Here is an 18955-nt window from a genome sequence, read left to right as displayed (position 1 = left end):
CGGCCGACGTGTCGAGCGGCAGGTTCTTCTCTTGCTGGCTCATGCCATCGCCTCCTGTCGTGCGGTGGCGTCATCGTCGTCGAGCGACGAGATGACGTAGCGGTAGTGCTCGTTGGTGGCCATCAGGTCGTGGTGGGTCCCGACGGCGGTGATGACGCCGTTCTCCATCAGGGCGACCCGGTCGGCCAGCGTCACCGTCGACGGACGGTGCGCGACGATGAGCGACGTCGTCTCGGCGAGGACGCGGCGGAGGCCCGCCTCGACCCGCGCCTCGGTGTCGACGTCGAGCGCCGACAGCGGGTCGTCGAGCACGAGCACCGACGGCCGGGCGGCGATCGCACGGGCGAGCGCCAGACGCTGTCGCTGTCCACCGGACAGCGACAGGCCCTCTTCACCGACCCGGGTGTCGACGCCGTCGGGCAGGTCGTCCACGAAGGACGCCTGCGCGATGTCGAGCGCCTCGCGCATGAGCGCCTCGGCCTCGTCACCCTCGACGTCCGGACGACCGAGCAGCACGTTCTGCCGCACCGTCGTCGAGAACAGGGTGGCGTCCTCGAACGCGACCCCGACGTGGCGTCGCAGCTCTTCGCGGGTGAGGTTGCGGATGTCGACCCCGTCGATCGTCACCGATCCGCCGGTCACGTCGTACAGGCGCGGCACCAGCGACAGCAGCGTGGTCTTGCCGCAGCCCGTGAGCCCGACGAGCGCCATGGTCTCGCCCGGCTGCAGCTGCAGCTCGACGCCGTTGATCAGGTCCGGGTACTGCGGCGCGGAGTCCTGGTACCGGAAGTGCACGCCGTTGAACGACAGCGCACCGTGCGGCTCCGTGATCGTCTTCGGGTGCTCCGGATCCGTGATCGTGTTCTCGGAGTCCATGACCTCGAAGAAGCGGTCGACCGCCGTGCGGGTGTCGAACGTCATCGAGAGCAGGAAGCCGATGGACTCGATCGGGAACCGCAGCACCGTCGCCGTCGCGAAGAACGCGAACAGCTGGCCGACGCTGAGCTGCCCCTGCGACGCCAGCCAGATGCCGGCGAGCAGACACAGCGCGAACGCGACGTCCGGCACGAGCAGCAGCCACAGCCAGATGCTCGCGATGGCCTTCGCCTTCTTGATCTCGGTGCCACGGAGCGCCTCGGCCTGCTCGCTGAACTCCTCGAGCTTGGCGCCGCCGCGGCCGAACGCCTTGAGCACGCGGATGCCGTGCACCGACTGCTCGACGCTCGTGGCGAGGTCACCGACCTGGTCCTGGCTGCGGCGCGCGACGACGGAGTACCGACGCTCGAACAGCAGCCCATTGATCCACAGCGGGATCGACGCGATCAGGAAGATCAGCCCGAGCAGCCACCCGAAGGTGAACAGCACGACGAAGCCGACGACGATCGTCACGACGTTCACGACGAGCAGGACGACACCGAAGGCCAGCCAGCGGCGGATCAGCGACAGGTCCGACACAGAACGGGACAGCAGCTGCCCCGACTCCCACCGGTCGTGGAACGCGACGGGCAGGTCCTGCAGCTTCGCGTACAGCGAGTTCCGCATGCTCGCTTCGATCCGCGTCGAGGGGCGCATCACCATGCGGCGGCGCGAGGCGATGAAGAACGCCTCGAGCACACCGAGGGCGAGGACACCGAGACCGGCGGGCCAGATCTGTGCTCCGTCCTTCGATGACAGCGGACCGTCGACGAGCCACTGCAGGACGTAGGGGATTGCGAGCGCCACCAGGGAGGCTCCCATCGCTGCGGCCATGCCGCCGATGAGGCGCCCCTGGTAGGGCTTCACGTAGGGGTAGATCCGCGCGATCGCGCGGAAGGTGGACGGGCGCGCCGTGGTGGGCGACTTGGACATGCGTTGCGTCCTCATGCGTCTGCCGGGTCCCCGGGTCGCGCTGCGCGGTACCGCCTGCTGCGTGCGTACTTGCGTGCGGCTGGCGTGCGGTGCGTGCGCGGCCTCGACCTGGAGGCTCGGTGTGGCGTTGCGTGGTGATCATCGGCCGGGCGCGTGGTCGCGCCTCCGCCGTCACTCGCGTGACGTCGGTCGGGCCGGAGGGCACCGGGAGACACTCGTCCCCCGGGTTCAGGCGGGTGGTTCGCGGACGCTGGTCGTGCGGCGCCGCGAGGCCGTGGGAACGGCCTGGCTAGACGGCGGCCGCGACGCGCGGTCGCGGTGCGATCAGGGATCGCCGTGCGGGAGTGGTCCCCACGACGGACACGAGACCTGCGCGGGCGGCCGTCGCCACGGTTCCGGTCATGTTGTCCATCGTCACTCCAGTCGTCGTCTTCGTCACCGTTGTGTCCGCGGTGCCACCGGTCCCGAGGGATCGTCGGCTGCCTGTCGCGGAGCCTTACAGACTATTCACAGTGACTCGCAGCGCGCAATAGGGTGCCACGATTTGTTCACTTCAGTGGAAGAAGTGACGCTCGCCTCAGTGGAAGAAGTGCCGCTCGCCCGTGAAGTACATCGCGACCCCGGCGGCCTTCGCTGCGGCGATGACCTCGTCGTCGCGGACGCTGCCACCGGGCTGGGCCACCGCGCGCACACCGGCGTCGAGCAGCACCTGCAGACCATCGGCGAACGGGAAGAACGCGTCGGACGCCGCGACGCTGCCGGTCGCACGATCACCGGCACGGTTGACCGCCAGGTGGCACGAGTCCACCCGGTTGACCTGGCCCATGCCCACCCCGACGCTCGCGCCCTGGTTCGCCAGCAGGATGCCGTTCGACTTGACCGAACGGCTCGCCTTCCACGCGAACGCCAGGTCCGCGAGGGTCTGGTCGTCGGCGGGCTCGCCGGCGACCAGGGTCCAGGTCGACTGGTCGAACGCCGTGAAGCGGTCGGCGTCCTGCACCAGGAAACCGCCGGAGATCTGCTTGACCTCACGCGGGGCCAGGGCGAAGTCGGCCGGCAGCGTGAGCAGGCGGATGTTCTTCTTCCGCGACAGGATCTCGAGCGCCTCGGGGTCGAACCCGGGGGCGACGACGACCTCGGTGAAGATGTCCTTCACGGTCTCCGCCATGGCCACGGTGACCGGGCGGTTCGCGGCGATGACCCCACCGAAGGCGGACAGCGGGTCGCAGGCGTGTGCGGCGGCGTGGGCCGAGGCGATCGGGTCGGCGGCGTCGGCCGGGGCGATCGCGATGCCGCACGGGTTGGCGTGCTTGATGATCGCGACGGCGGGGGTGTCGAAGTCGAACGCGGCACGGACGGCGGCGTCGGCGTCGACGTAGTTGTTGTACGACATCTCCTTGCCGTGCAGCTGCGTCGCCTGCGCGATACCGGTGCCGTCGGTGCTCGTGTAGAGCGCGGCAGCCTGGTGCGCGTTCTCGCCGTAACGGAGCGTGGCGGACAGGTCGGCGGTGACGCTGAGGTGCTCGTCGAACGCGCCGGGCGTCGCGATGTCCCCGCTGGTCGTCGGCGCTGCGGCGGCCACGGCGACGTCGCTGGCGAAGTAGGACGCCACCGCCGTGTCGTACGCCGCGGTGTGCGCGAAGGCCTGGGCGGCGAGGCGCTTCCGGAGCTCGAGGGAGGTACCGCCGGCGCGGACCGCCTCCACGACCTCGGCGTAGGACGCCGGCGACACGACGATCGCCACGTTCGGGTGGTTCTTCGCCGAGGCGCGGACCATCGCGGGACCGCCGATGTCGACGTTCTCGACCACGGTCGCGGTGTCGGCACCCGACGCCACGGTCTCGACGAACGGGTACAGGTTCACGACGACGAGCTCGAAGGCCGCGATCCCGAGGTCGGCGAGCTGCTGCTCGTGCGACTCGAGGCGCAGGTCGGCGAGCAGGCCCGCGTGCACCGACGGGTGCAGGGTCTTGACCCGGCCGTCGAGCGACTCCGGGAACCCGGTGACGCTCGAGACGTCGGTGACGGCGAAGCCCGCGTCGCGGATGGTCTGGGCGGTGGAGCCCGTCGACACGATCTCGACACCCGATTCGGCGAGGGCGCCGGCGAGCTCGAGCAGGCCGGACTTGTCGCTCACCGAGATGAGTGCGCGGCGGACCGGCACCACGTCACGGTCGCGGTAGAGGCTGGGGTCGGCTGCGTGCACGCTCATGCGCTCGGGGTGCCCTTCAGGTCGGTGGTGCCGTTGGCGATGTCGAGGATGGTCTGGATGAGCAGGCGGCGCTCGACCGGCTTGATGCGGTCGTGCAGCGTCGACTCGGAGTCGCCGGGGAGCACGGGGACGCGCTCCTGGGCGAGGATCGGGCCGGTGTCCACGCCGTCGTCGACCGCGATGACGCTCGCACCGGTCTCCGTGACGCCGGCCGCGAGGGCGTCCCGCACGCCGTGGGCGCCGGGGAACTCGGGCAGGTACGCCGGGTGGGTGTTGATGATGCCCGGGGCGAACTCGGACACCACGGCCGGGGGCAGCAGGCGCATGAGGCCGGAGAGCACGAGCAGGTCGGGCGACCACGGGCGGATCTGCTCGGCGAGGGACTGCCCCCACTCGGCGCGGGTCTCGTAGCGCGAGAACGGCACCGTGAAGGTCGGGATCGAGAACTCCTCGCCCAGACCGAGGCCCTCGGCGTCGCGGTCGGCACCGATGGCGACGACACGGGCGGGGTACTCGGCGTCGAAGGTCGCTTCGAGCAGGGCTCGGAGGTTCGACCCGGTACCGGAGATCAGGACGACCAGTTCGAGCACGGCACCAACCCTACCGGGACCCGCGCGTCGTGACGTCGGCGCTAGTGATCGCCCTTCGGACGGCGCCACCAGGGCAGCTCCTCGTCGGGGATCTGGTCGGTGACGTCCCAGTTCGTCGGACGGGCCGACCGGGTGGGAGCGGCGGCGGGAGCCTCGGGTGCGGCCGGTTCGTCGTCCACGTCGTCCCGTCCGGCGACGAACTCCTCGGTGCTCCACGGGAACGCCGGCTGCGCGTCGGTGTGGTCGGCTGCGGTCGTCGGCGCGGGAGTCTCCGCCGCAGGCCGTTCCGGAGCGGGTGCGGGGCGCTGCTGCTCGGCGTCGGCACCGGTCACGCGGTCGCGGAGTCCACCTGCTCGCTCACGGAGTCCACCGGCTCGCTCGCGCACACCGTCGGCGGCACCGTGCAGTCGATCGCGCAGGGCGCCCATCGCGGCACGTCCCGACGAGCGGTGCTCGGTCGGGCCCTCGTCGGCCAGGCGCTCCGAGGCGACGGCGTCGGTCTTCGCCCATGCCGGCAGTTCCACGTCGTGGTCGGGATCGCGCGGGGGTGTCCGAGGCGTTTCGCTGGGCGCCGGCACGACCCTCTCGTCGGCGATCGGTTCCGTCGGGTTGTCGACCGTGGCGCGCGGGCGGGCAGCGGTCGAGCCGTCGTGGGACTCCTCGACCACGAACCGGTGCACGTCGGTGGTCCGTCCCGCGCCGGCCTGGTCGAGCGCGGCGAGCAGCGATCCCGTCCCGGCCTCGCTTCTGCTGCGGTCCGCGTCGTCGTCCGCCTCGGTCCAGCGCTCCCGTGTCCAGCCACGGTCGGGCAGACGGACGAGGTCGCTGCCCGCCGCGAGGGCGATGACCGCCGGCAAGCCGATCTCGAGCGCGGCGAAGCCACCGACGACCAGGGCGTGGGGACCGACGTCGGCCAGCCGTCCGGGGCCGAACGACCCGGACGACACCCAGGCGATCAGCCCGGTCAGGACCGCGGCGACGATGCCCGTCGCGACACCGGCGAGCGCTCGGTGGAGTGCGGAGTCGGCGTTCCCCAGCGCACGGACGAGTCGCGGGCGCATCGAGCCGCCGATCGCGAAGCCGGCGATCACCGGCACCAGGATCCAGACGAGCCCGAACGTGTGGCCCGAGGTCGGCAGTGCGCCGAACACCGGCAGGCCGGGGATCGGGCCGAGGGTCGTGGCGATCGGGGACACGCTCGACCCGGTGCCGATGGCGAACCCGGGGCCGATCAGCCACGAGGTCGCCCACCCGACGAAGTCCGGCAGGAACGCGAGCTGCCCGACGGTGAGGGCGATCCCGCCGATCACACCGGCGTGGGACTGCTCGTACAGCGTGATGACCTCGGCGAACGAGGTGAAGAGGAGGAGCCCGACGACGACTCCGGCGAACGCGACGACGACGGCGGTCGCGGCGGTCCCGGCGCGGAGCCCGAACCCGGCGACGGTCCGCCAGAGCACGGGCACCCGGTCGAGCAGGTCGATGACGCGTTGTGTGGCGGGGTCCGCCGGCAGGTCGCGCCGTCGTCGGCAGACCTCCGAGCTGATGAGCGCCGGGATCCCGAACCACAGGGCGGGCAGGACCACGGACTGCCAGATCGTCGGCTGCGTGGCGGCGGAGGTCGACGACAGTGCGACGCCGAGGCCGAGCACCGCGACGACCGCCGTCCCGACCAGCAGGCCGGTGGTGCGGTGCTCCGTCTCGGCGAACCGACGACCGGCACGGGCACCGAGCCAGGCGGTCACGACCGCGAAGCCGAGCGCCGCGAGCGTCACGTTGATGGGGTCGGCGGCACCGCTGACCCCGGAGCTCTTCGCCACCGCCGACCCGAGCAGGAACGAGACGTCGACGCCGTGGCCGACGAGCCAGACGCTGCCGGTCGCCTTCCAGAACACGTCCCAGTCGACCTGCAGCCCGTACTCGAACCCCCAGAGCAGCGTGAGCGGGACCAGGGCGATCCCGATGCCGACGCCGACCGTCACGACCGCCTCGATCGCGGCGAGCAGAGCGGTTCCCAGGCGGTTCATCGCAGCGAGGATACGTGAGCCGGCCCCGGAACGACGGGAGGCTCGGCGCGGAACCCGCACCGAGCCTCCCGGCTTCGTCCCGGCCGTCTGCCGGGCAGTGGTCGCTAGCGGGCGGCGACGACCTCACGCAGCAGCGCAGCGGTCTCGGACGGCGTCTTGCCGACCTTGACGCCGGCGGCCTCGAGCGCCTGCTTCTTCGCCTCGGCGGTGCCGGCGGAACCGGACACGATCGCTCCGGCGTGACCCATCGTCTTGCCCTCGGGGGCGGTGAAGCCCGCGACGTAGCCGACGACCGGCTTGGTGACGTGCGCCTTGATGAACTCGGCTGCCCGCTCCTCGGCGTCGCCGCCGATCTCACCGATCATCACGATGGCCTCGGTCTCGGGGTCGGCCTCGAACGCGGCGAGCGCGTCGATGTGCGTCGTGCCGATGACCGGGTCGCCGCCGATGCCGATGGCGGTCGAGAAGCCCAGGTCGCGCAGCTCGTACATCATCTGGTAGGTCAGGGTGCCCGACTTCGAGACGAGGCCGATCGGACCCTTGCCGGTGATCGTCGCCGGGGTGATGCCGACGAGCGACTCACCGGGCGTGATGATGCCGGGGCAGTTCGGCCCGATGATGCGGGTCGTGCCGCCCTTCGCCTTGGCGTGCGCCCAGAACTCGGCGGCGTCCTGCACGGGGATGCCCTCGGTGATGACGACGACGAGCGGGATCTCGGCGTCGATGGCCTCGAGCACGGCGTCCTTGGCGAAGGCCGGCGGCACGAAGACGATGGAGACGTCCGCACCGGTGGTGTCGATGGCCTCGCGCACGGTGCCGAAGACGGGGAGCGACACGTCGCCGTGGGTGACGGTGGTGCCGGCCTTGCGCGCGTTGACGCCGCCGACGACCTGGGTGCCGGCCTTGAGCATCAGTGCGGTGTGCTTGGTGCCCTCGCCGCCGGTGATGCCCTGGACGATGACCTTGGAGTCCTTGTTGAGGAAGATCGACATGGTCAGTCCCTTCAGGCCGCTGCGGCGGCGAGTTCGGCGGCCTGCTCGGCCGCGTCGTCCATGGTCGCGGCGACGGTGACGAGCGGGTGCGCTGCCTCCGCCAGGATCCGACGACCCTCTTCCACGTTGTTGCCGTCCAGGCGCACGACGAGCGGCTTGGTGGCCGCGTCACCGAGGATGCCGAGTGCGGCGACGATGCCGTTCGCGACGGCGTCGCAGGCGGTGATGCCGCCGAAGACGTTCACGAAGACGCTCTTCACCTGCGGGTCGCCGAGGATGACGTCGAGGCCGTTGGCCATGACCTCGGCCGAGGCGCCGCCGCCGATGTCGAGGAAGTTCGCGGGCTTCACGCCGCCGTGGCGCTCACCGGCGTAGGCGACGACGTCGAGCGTCGACATGACGAGGCCCGCACCGTTGCCGATGACACCGACCTGGCCGTCGAGCTTGACGTAGTTCAGGCCGTGGGCCTTCGCCTTGGCCTCGAGCGGGTCCTCGCTGGCGGAGTCCTCGAGGTCCTTGTGCGCGGGGTGGCGGAAGTCGGCGTTCTCGTCGAGCGAGACCTTGCCGTCGAGCGCCAGGATCTGGCCGTCGCCCGTGCGGACGAGGGGGTTCACCTCGACGAGCGTGGCGTCCTCGCCCTTGTAGACGTCGTAGAGCTTCGAGAAGACGTCGGCCACCTGGTCGACGAGCTCCGCCGGGAACCCGGCCTGCTCGGCGATCGCGCGACCGGCGGCCGCGTCGATCCCGGTGAGCGGGTCGACCTCGACGCGGGCGAGCGCCTCGGGCTTCTCGACCGCGAGCTGCTCGATCTCCATGCCGCCCTCGACGCTGGTGAGCGAGAGGTAGGAACGGTTGGCCCGGTCGAGCAGCACGGAGAAGTAGAACTCCTCGGCGATGTCCGCACCCTGCGCGATCATGACGCGCTCGACGGTGTGGCCCTTGATGTCGAGGCCGAGGATGGCCTGCGCGTGCTCGAACGCCTCGTCAGGGGTCTTCGCCACCTTCACGCCGCCGGCCTTGCCGCGCCCACCGACCTTCACCTGGGCCTTGACGACGACGACGCCACCGATCTTCTCGGCCGCCGCTCTCGCCTCTTCCGGGGTGTCGGCGATGATCCCCTGCAGTACGGGGACGCCGTAGGACTCGAAGAGGTCCCTGGCCTGATACTCGAAAAGATCCACGCTGTTCTTCTTCCCGCACGGTTCGTGCGATCGGCATCGGTTTCCCGGTCGCGCACTCCACATCGAGGGTCGCTCGATGTCGAGACAACGGCCGGGAACCAGCCTAGCGCCGGACCGTGAACGTCCGGTGCGCGCGATCCCGGCCCGTTCCCCAGCGAGCTCCCGGCACGGTGGATCGGTGAACGCTGCACTCCGTACCCGCACCGCCGACGTGTTCGGCTGGCGCCTCCGCCCCGACCAGGAGTCCGTCATCGACGCCGTGCTCGACGGGCGCGACGCGCTCGCCGTGATGCCGACCGGATCGGGGAAGTCGGCGATCTACCAGGTCGCCGGCCTCGAGCTGGAGGGCGTCGTCATCGTCGTCTCACCTCTCGTGGCGCTGCAGGAGGACCAGGTCGTCGGACTCGAGCACCACGTGGACGCTCCCCGCGCGGTCGCGATGAACGCCACGAGGAAGGCCCGGGACGTCGCCGAGGCCTGGGACGCGATCGCGGCGGGCGAGGTCGGCTACGTGTTCCTGGCACCCGAACAGCTCGTGAAGGACGACGTGCTCGAACGACTCCGCGACGCCGGTGTCGCGCTCGTCGCCGTCGACGAGGCGCACTGCATCTCGTCCTGGGGGCACGACTTCCGACCGGACTACCTGGCGCTCGGCGAGGTCGTGGAACGCCTCGGCCGGCCGCCGGTGCTCGCACTGACCGCGACGGGCTCCGCTCCCGTGCGGGACGACATCGTCGAACGGCTCGGCATGCGTGACCCGTTCGTGCTCGCCTCGGGGTTCGACCGCCCCGGCATCCGGCTCGAGGTGGTCCGGCACGCCGAGGACGCCGAGAAGCGAGCGGCCGTGGTCGACCAGGTCGTCGGACTCGACGGGGCCACCGTCGTCTACGTCGCCACCCGCGCCGCGACGACGGAGTACGCCGACGCGATGGCCGCCCGCGGTCGCCGCGCGCGGCCGTACCACGCCGGCATGCGGGTGACGGAGCGCGAGGCGGTCCACACGGGGTTCCTCGACGGCGACGTCGACGTGGTGGTCGCCACGAGCGCGTTCGGCATGGGCATCGACAAACCCGACGTCCGCTTCGTCGTGCACGCCGACGTGCCCGAGTCGGTCGACGCGTACTACCAGGAGATCGGGCGGGCCGGCCGGGATGCCGAGCCGGCCGGCGCGACCCTGCACTACCGGGCCGAGGACTTCGGCCTGCGCACGTTCTTCGCGTCCGGTTCGCCCCGTCCCGCGTCGGTCCGCGCCGTGTTCGACGCGGTCCCGGCCACCGGTCCGATCGCCCGGTCGGCGCTCGCGGAGGCCTCCGGTCTGTCGTCACGGACCGCCGGTCGTGCCCTCAACGCCCTGCTCGACGCCGGCGTCCTGCGCGACGACGTCGACGGGGTCACGCGGGTGCCGGACGGCCCGGCGACCGCGGCCCACGCGGCCCGCGCAACGGCGGACCGCACGGCGGAGCGCGAACGGGTCGAGGAGTCCCGCATCGCGATGATGCGCCAACTCGCCGAGACGACCGGGTGCCGACGGCAGTTCCTGCTCGGCTACTTCGGCGACGAGCTCCCGGAGCCGTGCGGCAACTGCGACACCTGTTCGTCGGGGACGGCCTTCGACGGCGGAGCCCACGTGGCCGACGGCGCGAACGACGACGTCTGGCCGCCGGATGCCCGCGTCGAGCACGCCGAGTGGGGCACCGGCGTGGTGATGAGCACGGAGGAGGACCGCATCACCGTCTTCTTCGAGTCCGCCGGGTACCGCACGCTCGGACTCGCCGACGTCGCGGAGCGCGACCTGCTCCGGCGCGTCTGACGCCCCTGCGCTGACCGGCGGGGGAAGGCGCGGTCGCTCGACCACCCGTCGGCGACCGCGCTCCACTCCCCCGAGCACGGGCGATGCTGCCGTGGCGGTGTGACCGGCAGGTGACCTCCGGGTGAACGCGACGCGAAACCGGACGGTCGCCAGGTGCCGGCGGGTAGGCAGGAAGCCCGCAACGGAAAGGAACCACCATGAGCGATCCCGGCATCAGCCCCGTCGACGACTTCGAGGCCCAGCAGCGCCGCGACGACGACATCGACCGCGAGCACGTCGGCCCGTACGAGGTGGACGAGTCCGAGGAGTCCCTCGAGACCGTGACGAACGACGCGGTTGCGGGCGAGACCGTCGAGCCGCAGCCCGGTGACGGCACCGACGACGGCCCGACCGGCGGCTCGCCGCGCGAGGGGTCGCCCGACCTCTGGGAGCACGACGCCGACGAGGACCGCCCGGACCTGGGCAACGACCTCGGCACCAAGCCGCTCTGACCGGCGGCCCCCAGGGACCCGCGGAACACGGCCCGTAGCATCGGGCCGTGTTCCGTCGTGTCCGTGCCAGCGTCCGCAGCATGCCGTCGGCCGCCCGCCTGGTGGCGATCGCGGCGATGCTGCTCGTCGCGGCCTCGGCGCACCTCGCCGCGCAGTCGGAGCCCGCGGGACGATGGGTCCCGCTCCTCGCGATCGCGGTGGTCGGAGCCGTCGTCACCGGAGCACCGAGCCGCCGCTGGCCGCTCCCTGCGATCTGGCTCGTCGCCACCCTGCTCGCCCTGACCGGCGACGTCCGGGTCGACGGCACGTACCTGGTGATCGCCCTCGCGACCGGTGCGGTCGCGCTCCTCGCGGCGATCGCCACTGATCTCGTCCCCGTCCTGCGGGCGCGACGCCGACGGGGTGGACCGTGACCACCCCACGGTCTGGAGGCCCGGTGTCGGGCCCGCACCGTCCCTCCAGGCACGGCCGTCACCCCGTTGGCGCGGTGCGCCGGAACCGGCTGGTGGGGCCCACCTCCCGGCAGCAACACGGTCGCGTCCACGACCGCGACCTGCGTCGGTTCCTCGCCGACAGCACTCCCGTGGCCGCGGGCGGCCGCGCCATCCTGCTGCAGATCGCCGACCCGGTCGTCGCGGCGGGGGTCCGCCGGCACTCGGACTTCGCACGACGACCGCAGCAGCGGCTGGCCCACACCCTGATGTTCGTGTACGCCGTCGTCTCCGGCACGGAGCAGGACGCCGCGATCGCCGCCCGTTTCGTGAACCGGGCCCACGTCCCCGTGACGGGCGCGGACGACGTCGACCGCCAGCTGTGGGTGGCCGCGACCCTGTTCGACTCGGCACGTCGGGCGCACGACCTGTTCGGTGCGCCCGTCACGGCGGAGCGGGCGGAGGACGTCCTCGCCGCCTACGCCCCGATCGCGACGACGCTGCGGGTGCCCGCCGATCGCTGGCCGACGTCGGTCGCTGCCTTCGACCGGTACTGGGCGGACACCCTCGACCGGCTCGAGGTCACCGACGACGCCCGCGAGGTGGTGCGGGACCTGCTGCACCCGCGATTCGCGCCGCTCTGGGTGCGCGCTGCGATGCCCCTGGTCCGGATCGTCACGGTGGGGATGCTGCCGGAGCAGCTGCGCGCCGCGTACGGGTTCGCGTGGGGGCCGCGCGAGCAGCGGCGGTTCGGTCGGACGGTCGCGCTGGTCGGCGGTGTGCGGTCGGTCCTGCCCGGCGCACTGCTGCGGCTGCCGGGCCCGCTGCTGCTCCGGGCGATGCGCCGGACGGCCGGGCGACACGCCACGGTACGGTAGCGGGCATGTCGGTCGACCACTTCGCCATCACGGTCCCCCGCTCCTGGTTCGAGCTGCCCGTCGAGCCGGAACGCCGCGACGACCGGATCAGCGCCCTCGTGCAGGAGCGCATCGAGGACCAACGCGAGCTCTGGGACCACCGCACCGAGATCGTCCGGGCGCTCCGCCGGTTCGCGCGGTCGGCGTGGGACAGCGGTGCCCGGTACTGCGCGGCCTTCGCCGAACCGAGCGAGGACGGCATCGTCTCCGGCGCCCTGACCGTCACGGTCCTGCCCGCGCCCGAGGCCGGCGGCGACCCGCTCGCCGCCCTGACCGACCACGTCGCCGCGCTCGGTGGTGACGACGACGGCATGCACGTCGACGTGCACGAGGTCCCCCGGGTCGGCCGCGTGCCGCGTGTCTGGGGTGTCTCGACCGTGCAGGCGCCGGACGGCCGCGGCTCGTTCGACGTCGTGCTCATGCAGACGTTCGTGCCGGCCGGTGACCAGGTCGCGCTGGTGAGCGTGTCCTCGCCCGCGACCGACCTGGCCGAGCCCCTGTACGAACTGTTCGAGACCGTGACCGACACCTTCGAGCTCATCGACTCGGCCACCGTCGGCGGCGGGGTCGACTGATGCGGATCTGGCCGTTCCGGAAGCGCCGGAAGCCCGTCGAACCCGTCGTCGAGCGGGTCACCGTGGACGACCTCGCGCGGATGGCGCAGCGCGGCGAACTCGCGCGTGCGGTCGTCACGCCGCCGCCGGCTCCCCGCGCCAGTGCCGACCGGGTGCGGGCGACCGTCGCGCAGCTGCCCGGGCGTCCGCTCGGCTCGGCCGGTGGGACGGCTCGACGCGACGCGGCTCCGGCGCGCCAGACCGCTGCCGCGGTCCTGGTCCTCGACGACCACCAGCGGGTGACCGTGTCCGGCGGTGGGCTGATCGGCCGCGACCCGGCGAGCGCCCACCCGGACGGCGGCTACGCGCACATGATCGCGCTCGAGGACCCCGACAAGCTGCTCAGCCGCACGCACCTGGAGTTCGGGTTCGGCGCCGAGGGCTCGCTCTGGGTGCTCGACACGGCGTCGGCGAACGGGGTCGAGCTGCGGCGGCCGGGGTTCCCGGCGACGATGGTGCCGCCGGCGCAGCGCACGGTGGTGCAGCCGGGCGACGTCGTGGTGTTCGGCGGACACACCCTGCGCGCCGAACCGCGGACCGCGCTGGTCGGCGACGCCCCACTCGGCTGACGGAGCGTCGCGTCAGTCGGCGGGCACCTGCACGAGTCGCAGTGCCTGGTCGGCGTCGTTGAGCAGTGCTCGTCCCGGCACCCGGTCCTGCGTCACCAGGCTCTTCGACAGCTTCGTGCCGATCAGGTCGCCGTCGACGGTGCTGAGCGGCGCGAGCAGCATGCCGCGACGGGCCTTCTTCGCGTCGACCTGCCAGCCGCGGAACCCGCTCGCGACGCCCTCGACGTCGCCGGCGATGACGAGTCCGACCGAACGTCCCCGGTCGGAGTCCATGATCGCCCGGAACACCGGTTCGGCCGGGGTCTCCTTGAGCGCCTCGGCGTCGTCGACGAGCACGAGCGTGAAGCCGTCCGAGCCGGTGTCGACCGCGGCCGAGAGCCCCTCGGCGCCGATCCCGGCGTCGGTGACGACGGTCGCGCGCGGTGCGCCCTCGAGCGCGCGGAGCGGAGAGTCGCGCGGCGTGACCGCGACGACCGACCCACCGGCCGACAGCACGTGCCGGGCCATCGCGACGAGCGCCGTGCTCTTGCCGGACCGCGGACTGCCGGCGACGATGAACACGGGGGTGTCCTGCACGAAGTCGTGCGTGAACAGCCGGAGCTCGTCGCCGCCGACGCCGAGGGCGACCCGGCCGACCGAGGCCTCCGCCGAGGGCAGGTACCGCACGGCCTCCTCGAAGGTGATGGACCTGGGCAGCACGTCGATCCGGAACGGCTTCGGCACGGTCGCGGGGACGTGTGCGCGGACCTCGTCGCCGATGCCGCGGAGCGCCGCCGCCTGGTCGCGTCCACCGAGGCCGCCGGGCAGCACGGCGACCTGGGTCTCCGTCGCGGTGGCGTTCCGGAAGCCGCGGCCGGGCGGGATCGACTCCGGCAGCTTCTTGCCGTTGATGCCCTCGTAGTTGTAGTCGCCGCGGTCGGCCAGGGCGAGCAGCAGCTTCCGCTCCACCTGGCTCGACATCCGGCCGGAGGTCAGGGTGCGGTCGCCGGAGACGATCAGGTGCACGCCGACGCCGACGCCCTCGCGCAGCAGCGTCTGGACGGCGTCGTGCAGCGCACCGTTCTCGGCGTCGGCCAGGGTCGCCATGAAGCTCTCCCACTGGTCCAGGAACACGACGACGTGCGGCAGCGGGGTGGTGTGCTCGTCGGACCGCTGCTCGGCGATGGACGAGTAGCCGCCGCTCGCGAACGCCGCCTGGCGCTCCTGGACGGTGCGGAGCAGGATGCCGAGCAGCCGTGAGACCCGGTCGGGCTCGTGCCGCTGCACCACGGCGCCGCAGTGCGGCAGGGCACCGAGCGCGAGCAGGGCGCCGTTGCCGCAGTCGATCCCGTACAGGTGCACGTCGCCGACGCCGAGGCGCAGGGCCATCGCACCGGCCAGTGTGCGGAGCGTCTGGCTGCGGCCGGAGCGCGGCGACCCGATGACGAACAGGTGCCCGTCGGCGTCGAGGTCGAACACCGCGGGGCGCTGCTGCTGGTCGGCGGGGTGGTCCTCGATGCCCCAGGCCACGGCGAGCGGCGGCAGGTCCGCGGTGCCGGCAGCACCGGTGGCTTCGACGTCGTCGAGCCCGACGACCGCGCCGAGCGGGGGCAGCCAGGGCTTCCGCTGCTCGGGGGTGCCGAGGGCACGGGTGGCGTCGCTGATCGACGCGACGAGGACGCTCAGGTCGGTGACCTCCACGTCGCTGGCGGCGGCCTCGACGGCTGCCGGGCGGGGGGCTGGTTCGCTGTACGAGGCGAAGGTGAGCTCGCGGACCAGGGCGGGCCGGGCCTCCTGGTCGTCCGTGCCGGGCCGGCGTCCGCCCACGCGACCGGACTGGAAGGGCAGCAACGAGGCGGCACCGAGCCGCACGTACGCGCGACCCGGCGTGGTCTTCGCGATCCGCGCGGCGTCGTTCGCGCCGATCACGTCCTGGCTCTCGGACTGGTCGGTGACACGCAACGCGATCCGGAGGTTCGTGTTCGCGCGGATCTCGGGCGACACGACACCGCCGGGGCGCTGTGTGGCGAGCACGAGGTGGATGCCGAGCGACCGCCCGCGCTGGGCGATGTTGACCAGGCCCTTGACGAAGTCGGGCAGCTCGCGGGCGAGCGAGGCGAACTCGTCGATGACGATGAGCAGCCGCGGCAGGCTCGGGATCGCGTCGCCCGACGCGGCGCGCTTCGCCTGCAGGTCCTGGTAGTCCTCCAGGTCCTTCGCACCGACCTCGGCCAGGGCGTGCTCGCGGGTACGGAGCTCGGCGCCGAGCGACTCGAGCGCACGCTCCACCTGGTGGGTGTCGAGGTCGGTGACCATGCCGACGGTGTGCGGCAGGTCGACGCAGTCCTTGAACGCCGCACCGCCCTTGTAGTCGACGAGCACGAAGTTCATCTCGTCCGGCCGGTTCGCGACGGCGAGCGACGCGACGATCGTCTGCAGCAGCTCCGACTTGCCGGAGCCGGTGGTGCCCGCGACGAGTCCGTGCGGGCCGTCGTTGCGCAGGTCGATGGCGAACGGCCCGTCGATCGACGCGCCGATGACGGCGGTCGTGCTGCGCCCGCCGAGCAGCCACCGGGCCTGTACGGCCTCGGACGTCGGCGGTTCGAGCTGGAGGACGTCGAGCAGCCGCGCGGACGACGGGATGGCGCCGTCCTGCACGTCCGGGCTGGCGTCGACGATCGGCGACAGCGAGCGGGCGACCCACTCGAGCCAGTCCTGGTCGACCAGGTCGGGTCGGGCGTCGTCGATGCGCTCGCTGCGCTGCTGGGTGACCCGGATCCGGTCGTCGCGGACGACGACCACGGCGTCGCACTCCTCGGGCAGGAGCCGCTCGTCCAGGTCGAGGCAGATGCTGAAGACCCCGACCGCCGGCCCCTCCTTGAGCACCTGCACGAGCGACGGCATCGCACGCAGGCGCCTGGCGCCGTCCATCACGACGACGATCTCGTCGGCCGGCGGGGTCTTCTTGCCGATCCCGGCCTCCTTGCGGGCGTCGATGATCGCGGCGAGCTCGGCGATGGCGCGCGCGGTCGTCGCGGCGTTCGACGCGATGCTCGTCATCGGCTGGTCGGCGCCGTCGCGGCGCACGTGCGGCAACCAGGACATCCACTCCCACAGCGCGGTGCGGGTGGTGTCGGTGAGCAGCGTGAAGGTGACGTCCTTCGGGCTCTGCAGCGTCGCGAGCTGCGCGACCACCCAGTTCGCCAGCCTGCGGGCGTCGTCGTCCGGACCGGCGATGCCGATCACGCCACGCTCCGCCAGGCGGATGCGGACCGGCACGTCGGTCGCGTCCCAGGCGACGGTCCGCTTGTGCGACAGCTGTTCCGGGTCCTCGATGGTCACCTCGGACCGCTGCGTCGCCGTGCCGACACGGACGAGCAGGTGGTCGGGGTCCGTCCGGCGTCGCTCCCACAGGCGCGGCAGCGGTGTCACCGCGGTCTCGTAGACGGCAGCCGGGTCGGGGGCGCTCGCGATCCAGCGCGCCCGCTCGGACTGGAGGCTCTCGGTCGCGTCCGCCTCGATGCGCGCCTTGGTGTCCTCGTACTCCACGATCCGCTGGCGGTACGTCTTCTTGCCCTGCCGGCGGCCCTGGAGGCCCGTGATGATCATCAGGATCGGCGACAGCAGGGCGATGAGCAGGTAGATCCAGCGACCGGTGGTCGACACGAACATCACGGCCATGCCCATCGGCGCCAGCGCCATCAGGATGGGCAGCGCCCGCGCCGGGGGCTCGGTCGGCGGGGCCGGGAGCTGGTAGCGGGTGTGCTCGTCGGGCGGCAGGATGCGCGGCGGCCGGTTGTACTCGAGCGACATGCCGTCGTCGGCGAGGGACAGGTGCGCCCCGCGGTCCGGCGCGCGACCGAACCCGAGCAGGACCCCGCCGATCGCGAGCTGCGCGGTCTCCGGCCAGTCGGTCTCCTCGGTGACGGCAGCACCGTCGAGCACCGCGCCGGCGAAGCCGTTCGCCGGACGGACCTTGGCGCCGTCGGCCGTGACCGAGACGAGCAGGGCGACCTCCGGAACGGTCTCGGCTCCGGACGCCTCGGCCTCGACCTCGTCGGTGGTGCTCACCGGCACACGGACCGTGGCGTTCGTCGCCGTGCCGATCGTCACCGTGCCGGTGCCCACCCGCACGATGGTCCCGGCGTGCAGCCCGGACACGATCCGGATCTCGGCATCGGTCAGTGGGCGGAGCGGCTGCGGCGGCACCTGCTCGAGGCTGCGCGCCACCACCACGCCCTCGCGCACACCGGAGTCGGCGACCGTCGCGGCCAGGTCGAGCGGCTGCTCGCCGACGAAGTACGCCGGGGTCCGTCCGGATGCCACCACGTCCGTCGCGATGAGGCGTTCGGCCTCGGCGACGAGCTCGCCGACCGCACGGGTGTCGTCCCCGTCGACGTAGACGTTGGCGGTCTGGCCGCTCTCGCGGTCGACCATCGTGAACGTGAAGGTCATGGCATCCCCCGTAGCGTTGACTACATGTCGCAGGACGATGGTAGTGTCCCCTGCAACACGCCCCGTTGGGGGGACATGACGAAACTCCGGGGAAAGGGAGTCACACCGTGGCGAACATCAACGTCTCGTACGCAGACCTCGAGGCAGCAGCCTCCGACCTCAAGGCGGGCCAGGCGGACATCGAAGACCGCCTCTCCGCACTGCAGCGCAAGATCCAGCAGCTCATCTCCGACGGCTACGTCACCGACAAGTCGTCCGTCGCGTTCGGTGAGTCCTACGACGAGTTCAACCGTGGCGTGACCCAGACCGTCCAGGGCCTCGAGGGCCTGTCGACGTTCCTGTCGAAGGCGTCGCAGACCCTGTCCGAGACGGACGAGTCGCTCGCTTCCGGCCTCAAGGGCTGAGACCGTCGTCGACCCCGTGCCCCGCGATCACGTGGGGCACGGGGTCGTCGCGGTTCCTGTGGCGCCGTCGTGGCGGCGCCGGTTCGTGATCGGGGAGGGATTGTTCCGTGGCAGGCAGACTGCTGGTTGACCTGATGGGGCTCGGGGAGCTCCAGACCGACCTGACGACCGTGCACGGCACGCTCGAACAGGCGCACAAGCGCGTCGACGCGTCCGACGACGAGATCGGATCGGGGACGGTCCAGAACGCCCTGCACGACTTCGACCACCGCTGGGGCGACAAGCGCGACAAGATCAGCGACTCGACGAAGGCGTTGGCGGACATGCTCAGCGCATCCGTCGAGACCTACACCGAGACCGACGCGCAGCTCGCACAGGCGCTGCAGGTCAACGACGAGAACGGCGGCGGACCCGCCGCCTCGAGGGCGGTGTAGT

General features: G+C 72.1%; 15 protein-coding genes. 8 read left to right on the top strand and 7 right to left on the bottom strand.

The window, feature by feature from the left end; all coding sequences use genetic code 11:
* Positions 1 to 39: 39 nt before the first annotated feature.
* From EDF63_RS05580 to sucC, 6 genes are all read right to left on the bottom strand, one after another.
* The gene (locus EDF63_RS05580) at positions 40 to 1848 is read right to left on the bottom strand and encodes an ABC transporter ATP-binding protein (protein ID WP_123311864.1); all 1809 of its coding nucleotides are present in this window, start codon (positions 1846 to 1848) and stop codon (positions 40 to 42) included.
* A gap of 577 nt (positions 1849 to 2425) precedes the next feature.
* Entirely contained in the window at positions 2426 to 4060 is a 1635-nt protein-coding gene (gene purH, locus EDF63_RS05575; RefSeq protein WP_123311862.1) for a bifunctional phosphoribosylaminoimidazolecarboxamide formyltransferase/IMP cyclohydrolase, read from the bottom strand.
* Complete coding sequence (gene purN, locus EDF63_RS05570) at positions 4057 to 4650, bottom strand: phosphoribosylglycinamide formyltransferase (RefSeq protein WP_111085342.1); 594 nt, start codon at positions 4648 to 4650, stop codon at positions 4057 to 4059. The genes purH and purN overlap by 4 nt, the downstream gene beginning before the upstream one ends.
* 41 nt (positions 4651 to 4691) lie before the next feature.
* Positions 4692 to 6677: a DUF6350 family protein gene (locus tag EDF63_RS05565; protein ID WP_123311860.1), complete on the bottom strand. Its 1986-nt coding sequence runs from the start codon at positions 6675 to 6677 to the stop codon at positions 4692 to 4694.
* Positions 6678 to 6781: 104 nt separating this feature from the next.
* The gene (gene sucD, locus EDF63_RS05560; protein ID WP_123311858.1) at positions 6782 to 7669 is read right to left on the bottom strand and encodes a succinate--CoA ligase subunit alpha; all 888 of its coding nucleotides are present in this window, start codon (positions 7667 to 7669) and stop codon (positions 6782 to 6784) included.
* Between the two features lie 11 nt (positions 7670 to 7680).
* Complete coding sequence (sucC, locus tag EDF63_RS05555; RefSeq protein WP_123311856.1) at positions 7681 to 8850, bottom strand: ADP-forming succinate--CoA ligase subunit beta; 1170 nt, start codon at positions 8848 to 8850, stop codon at positions 7681 to 7683.
* 178 nt (positions 8851 to 9028) lie between these two features.
* Here sucC and EDF63_RS05550 point away from each other — a divergent pair, with 178 nt between their 5' ends.
* The 6 genes from EDF63_RS05550 (at position 9029) to EDF63_RS05525 (ending at position 13682) form a co-directional block, all read left to right on the top strand.
* Positions 9029 to 10660, top strand: a complete 1632-nt coding sequence (locus EDF63_RS05550) for a RecQ family ATP-dependent DNA helicase (protein WP_123311854.1) — start codon at positions 9029 to 9031, stop codon at positions 10658 to 10660.
* Between the two features lie 197 nt (positions 10661 to 10857).
* Positions 10858 to 11151, top strand: coding sequence for a hypothetical protein (locus EDF63_RS05545; protein WP_123311852.1), 294 nt, complete (start codon positions 10858 to 10860; stop codon positions 11149 to 11151).
* A gap of 47 nt (positions 11152 to 11198) precedes the next feature.
* Positions 11199 to 11564: a hypothetical protein gene (locus EDF63_RS05540; RefSeq protein ID WP_123311850.1), complete on the top strand. Its 366-nt coding sequence runs from the start codon at positions 11199 to 11201 to the stop codon at positions 11562 to 11564.
* Positions 11565 to 11656: 92 nt separating this feature from the next.
* Positions 11657 to 12460 carry an oxygenase MpaB family protein gene (locus tag EDF63_RS05535; protein ID WP_185021294.1) on the top strand — a complete coding sequence of 268 codons (804 nt, stop codon included), beginning with the start codon at positions 11657 to 11659 and terminating at the stop codon, positions 12458 to 12460.
* Positions 12461 to 12465: 5 nt separating this feature from the next.
* Positions 12466 to 13074: a hypothetical protein gene (locus tag EDF63_RS05530; protein ID WP_111085350.1), complete on the top strand. Its 609-nt coding sequence runs from the start codon at positions 12466 to 12468 to the stop codon at positions 13072 to 13074.
* Positions 13074 to 13682 (top strand): FHA domain-containing protein, encoded by a 609-nt coding sequence (locus EDF63_RS05525; protein ID WP_123311846.1) that lies wholly within the window; start codon positions 13074 to 13076, stop codon positions 13680 to 13682. The genes EDF63_RS05530 and EDF63_RS05525 overlap by 1 nt, the downstream gene beginning before the upstream one ends.
* 12 nt (positions 13683 to 13694) lie before the next feature.
* Here the strand turns inward: EDF63_RS05525 and EDF63_RS05520 are convergent, their stop codons facing one another.
* Positions 13695 to 18116, bottom strand: a complete 4422-nt coding sequence (locus EDF63_RS05520; RefSeq protein WP_123311844.1) for an FtsK/SpoIIIE domain-containing protein — start codon at positions 18114 to 18116, stop codon at positions 13695 to 13697.
* A gap of 107 nt (positions 18117 to 18223) precedes the next feature.
* Here EDF63_RS05520 and EDF63_RS05515 point away from each other — a divergent pair, with 107 nt between their 5' ends.
* Both EDF63_RS05515 and EDF63_RS05510 read left to right on the top strand, forming a co-directional pair.
* Positions 18224 to 18520 (top strand): WXG100 family type VII secretion target, encoded by a 297-nt coding sequence (locus tag EDF63_RS05515; RefSeq protein WP_071404660.1) that lies wholly within the window; start codon positions 18224 to 18226, stop codon positions 18518 to 18520.
* Between the two features lie 107 nt (positions 18521 to 18627).
* Positions 18628 to 18954: a DUF6507 family protein gene (locus tag EDF63_RS05510; RefSeq protein ID WP_148061733.1), complete on the top strand. Its 327-nt coding sequence runs from the start codon at positions 18628 to 18630 to the stop codon at positions 18952 to 18954.
* Position 18955: the final 1 nt, after the last annotated feature.

It is taken from the genome of Curtobacterium sp. JUb34 (assembly GCF_003755065.1).
GTDB lineage: Bacteria > Actinomycetota > Actinomycetes > Actinomycetales > Microbacteriaceae > Curtobacterium.
Note: the sequence above shows the minus strand (reverse complement) of the source record. Positions and strands in the feature narration are given on the sequence as shown.

What these genes read in the sequence shown, in the direction of transcription:
- sucD (WP_123311858.1), bottom strand. Translation starts at nt 7,669, where the DNA reads ATGTCGATCTTCCTCAACAAGGACTCCAAGGTCATCGTCCAGGGCATC.
- EDF63_RS05520 (WP_123311844.1), bottom strand. Translation starts at nt 18,116, where the DNA reads ATGACCTTCACGTTCACGATGGTCGACCGCGAGAGCGGCCAGACCGCC.
- EDF63_RS05580 (WP_123311864.1), bottom strand. Translation starts at nt 1,848, where the DNA reads ATGTCCAAGTCGCCCACCACGGCGCGCCCGTCCACCTTCCGCGCGATC.
- EDF63_RS05525 (WP_123311846.1), top strand. Translation starts at nt 13,074, where the DNA reads ATGCGGATCTGGCCGTTCCGGAAGCGCCGGAAGCCCGTCGAACCCGTC.
- EDF63_RS05565 (WP_123311860.1), bottom strand. Translation starts at nt 6,677, where the DNA reads ATGAACCGCCTGGGAACCGCTCTGCTCGCCGCGATCGAGGCGGTCGTG.
- EDF63_RS05545 (WP_123311852.1), top strand. Translation starts at nt 10,858, where the DNA reads ATGAGCGATCCCGGCATCAGCCCCGTCGACGACTTCGAGGCCCAGCAG.
- EDF63_RS05530 (WP_111085350.1), top strand. Translation starts at nt 12,466, where the DNA reads ATGTCGGTCGACCACTTCGCCATCACGGTCCCCCGCTCCTGGTTCGAG.
- purH (WP_123311862.1), bottom strand. Translation starts at nt 4,060, where the DNA reads ATGAGCGTGCACGCAGCCGACCCCAGCCTCTACCGCGACCGTGACGTG.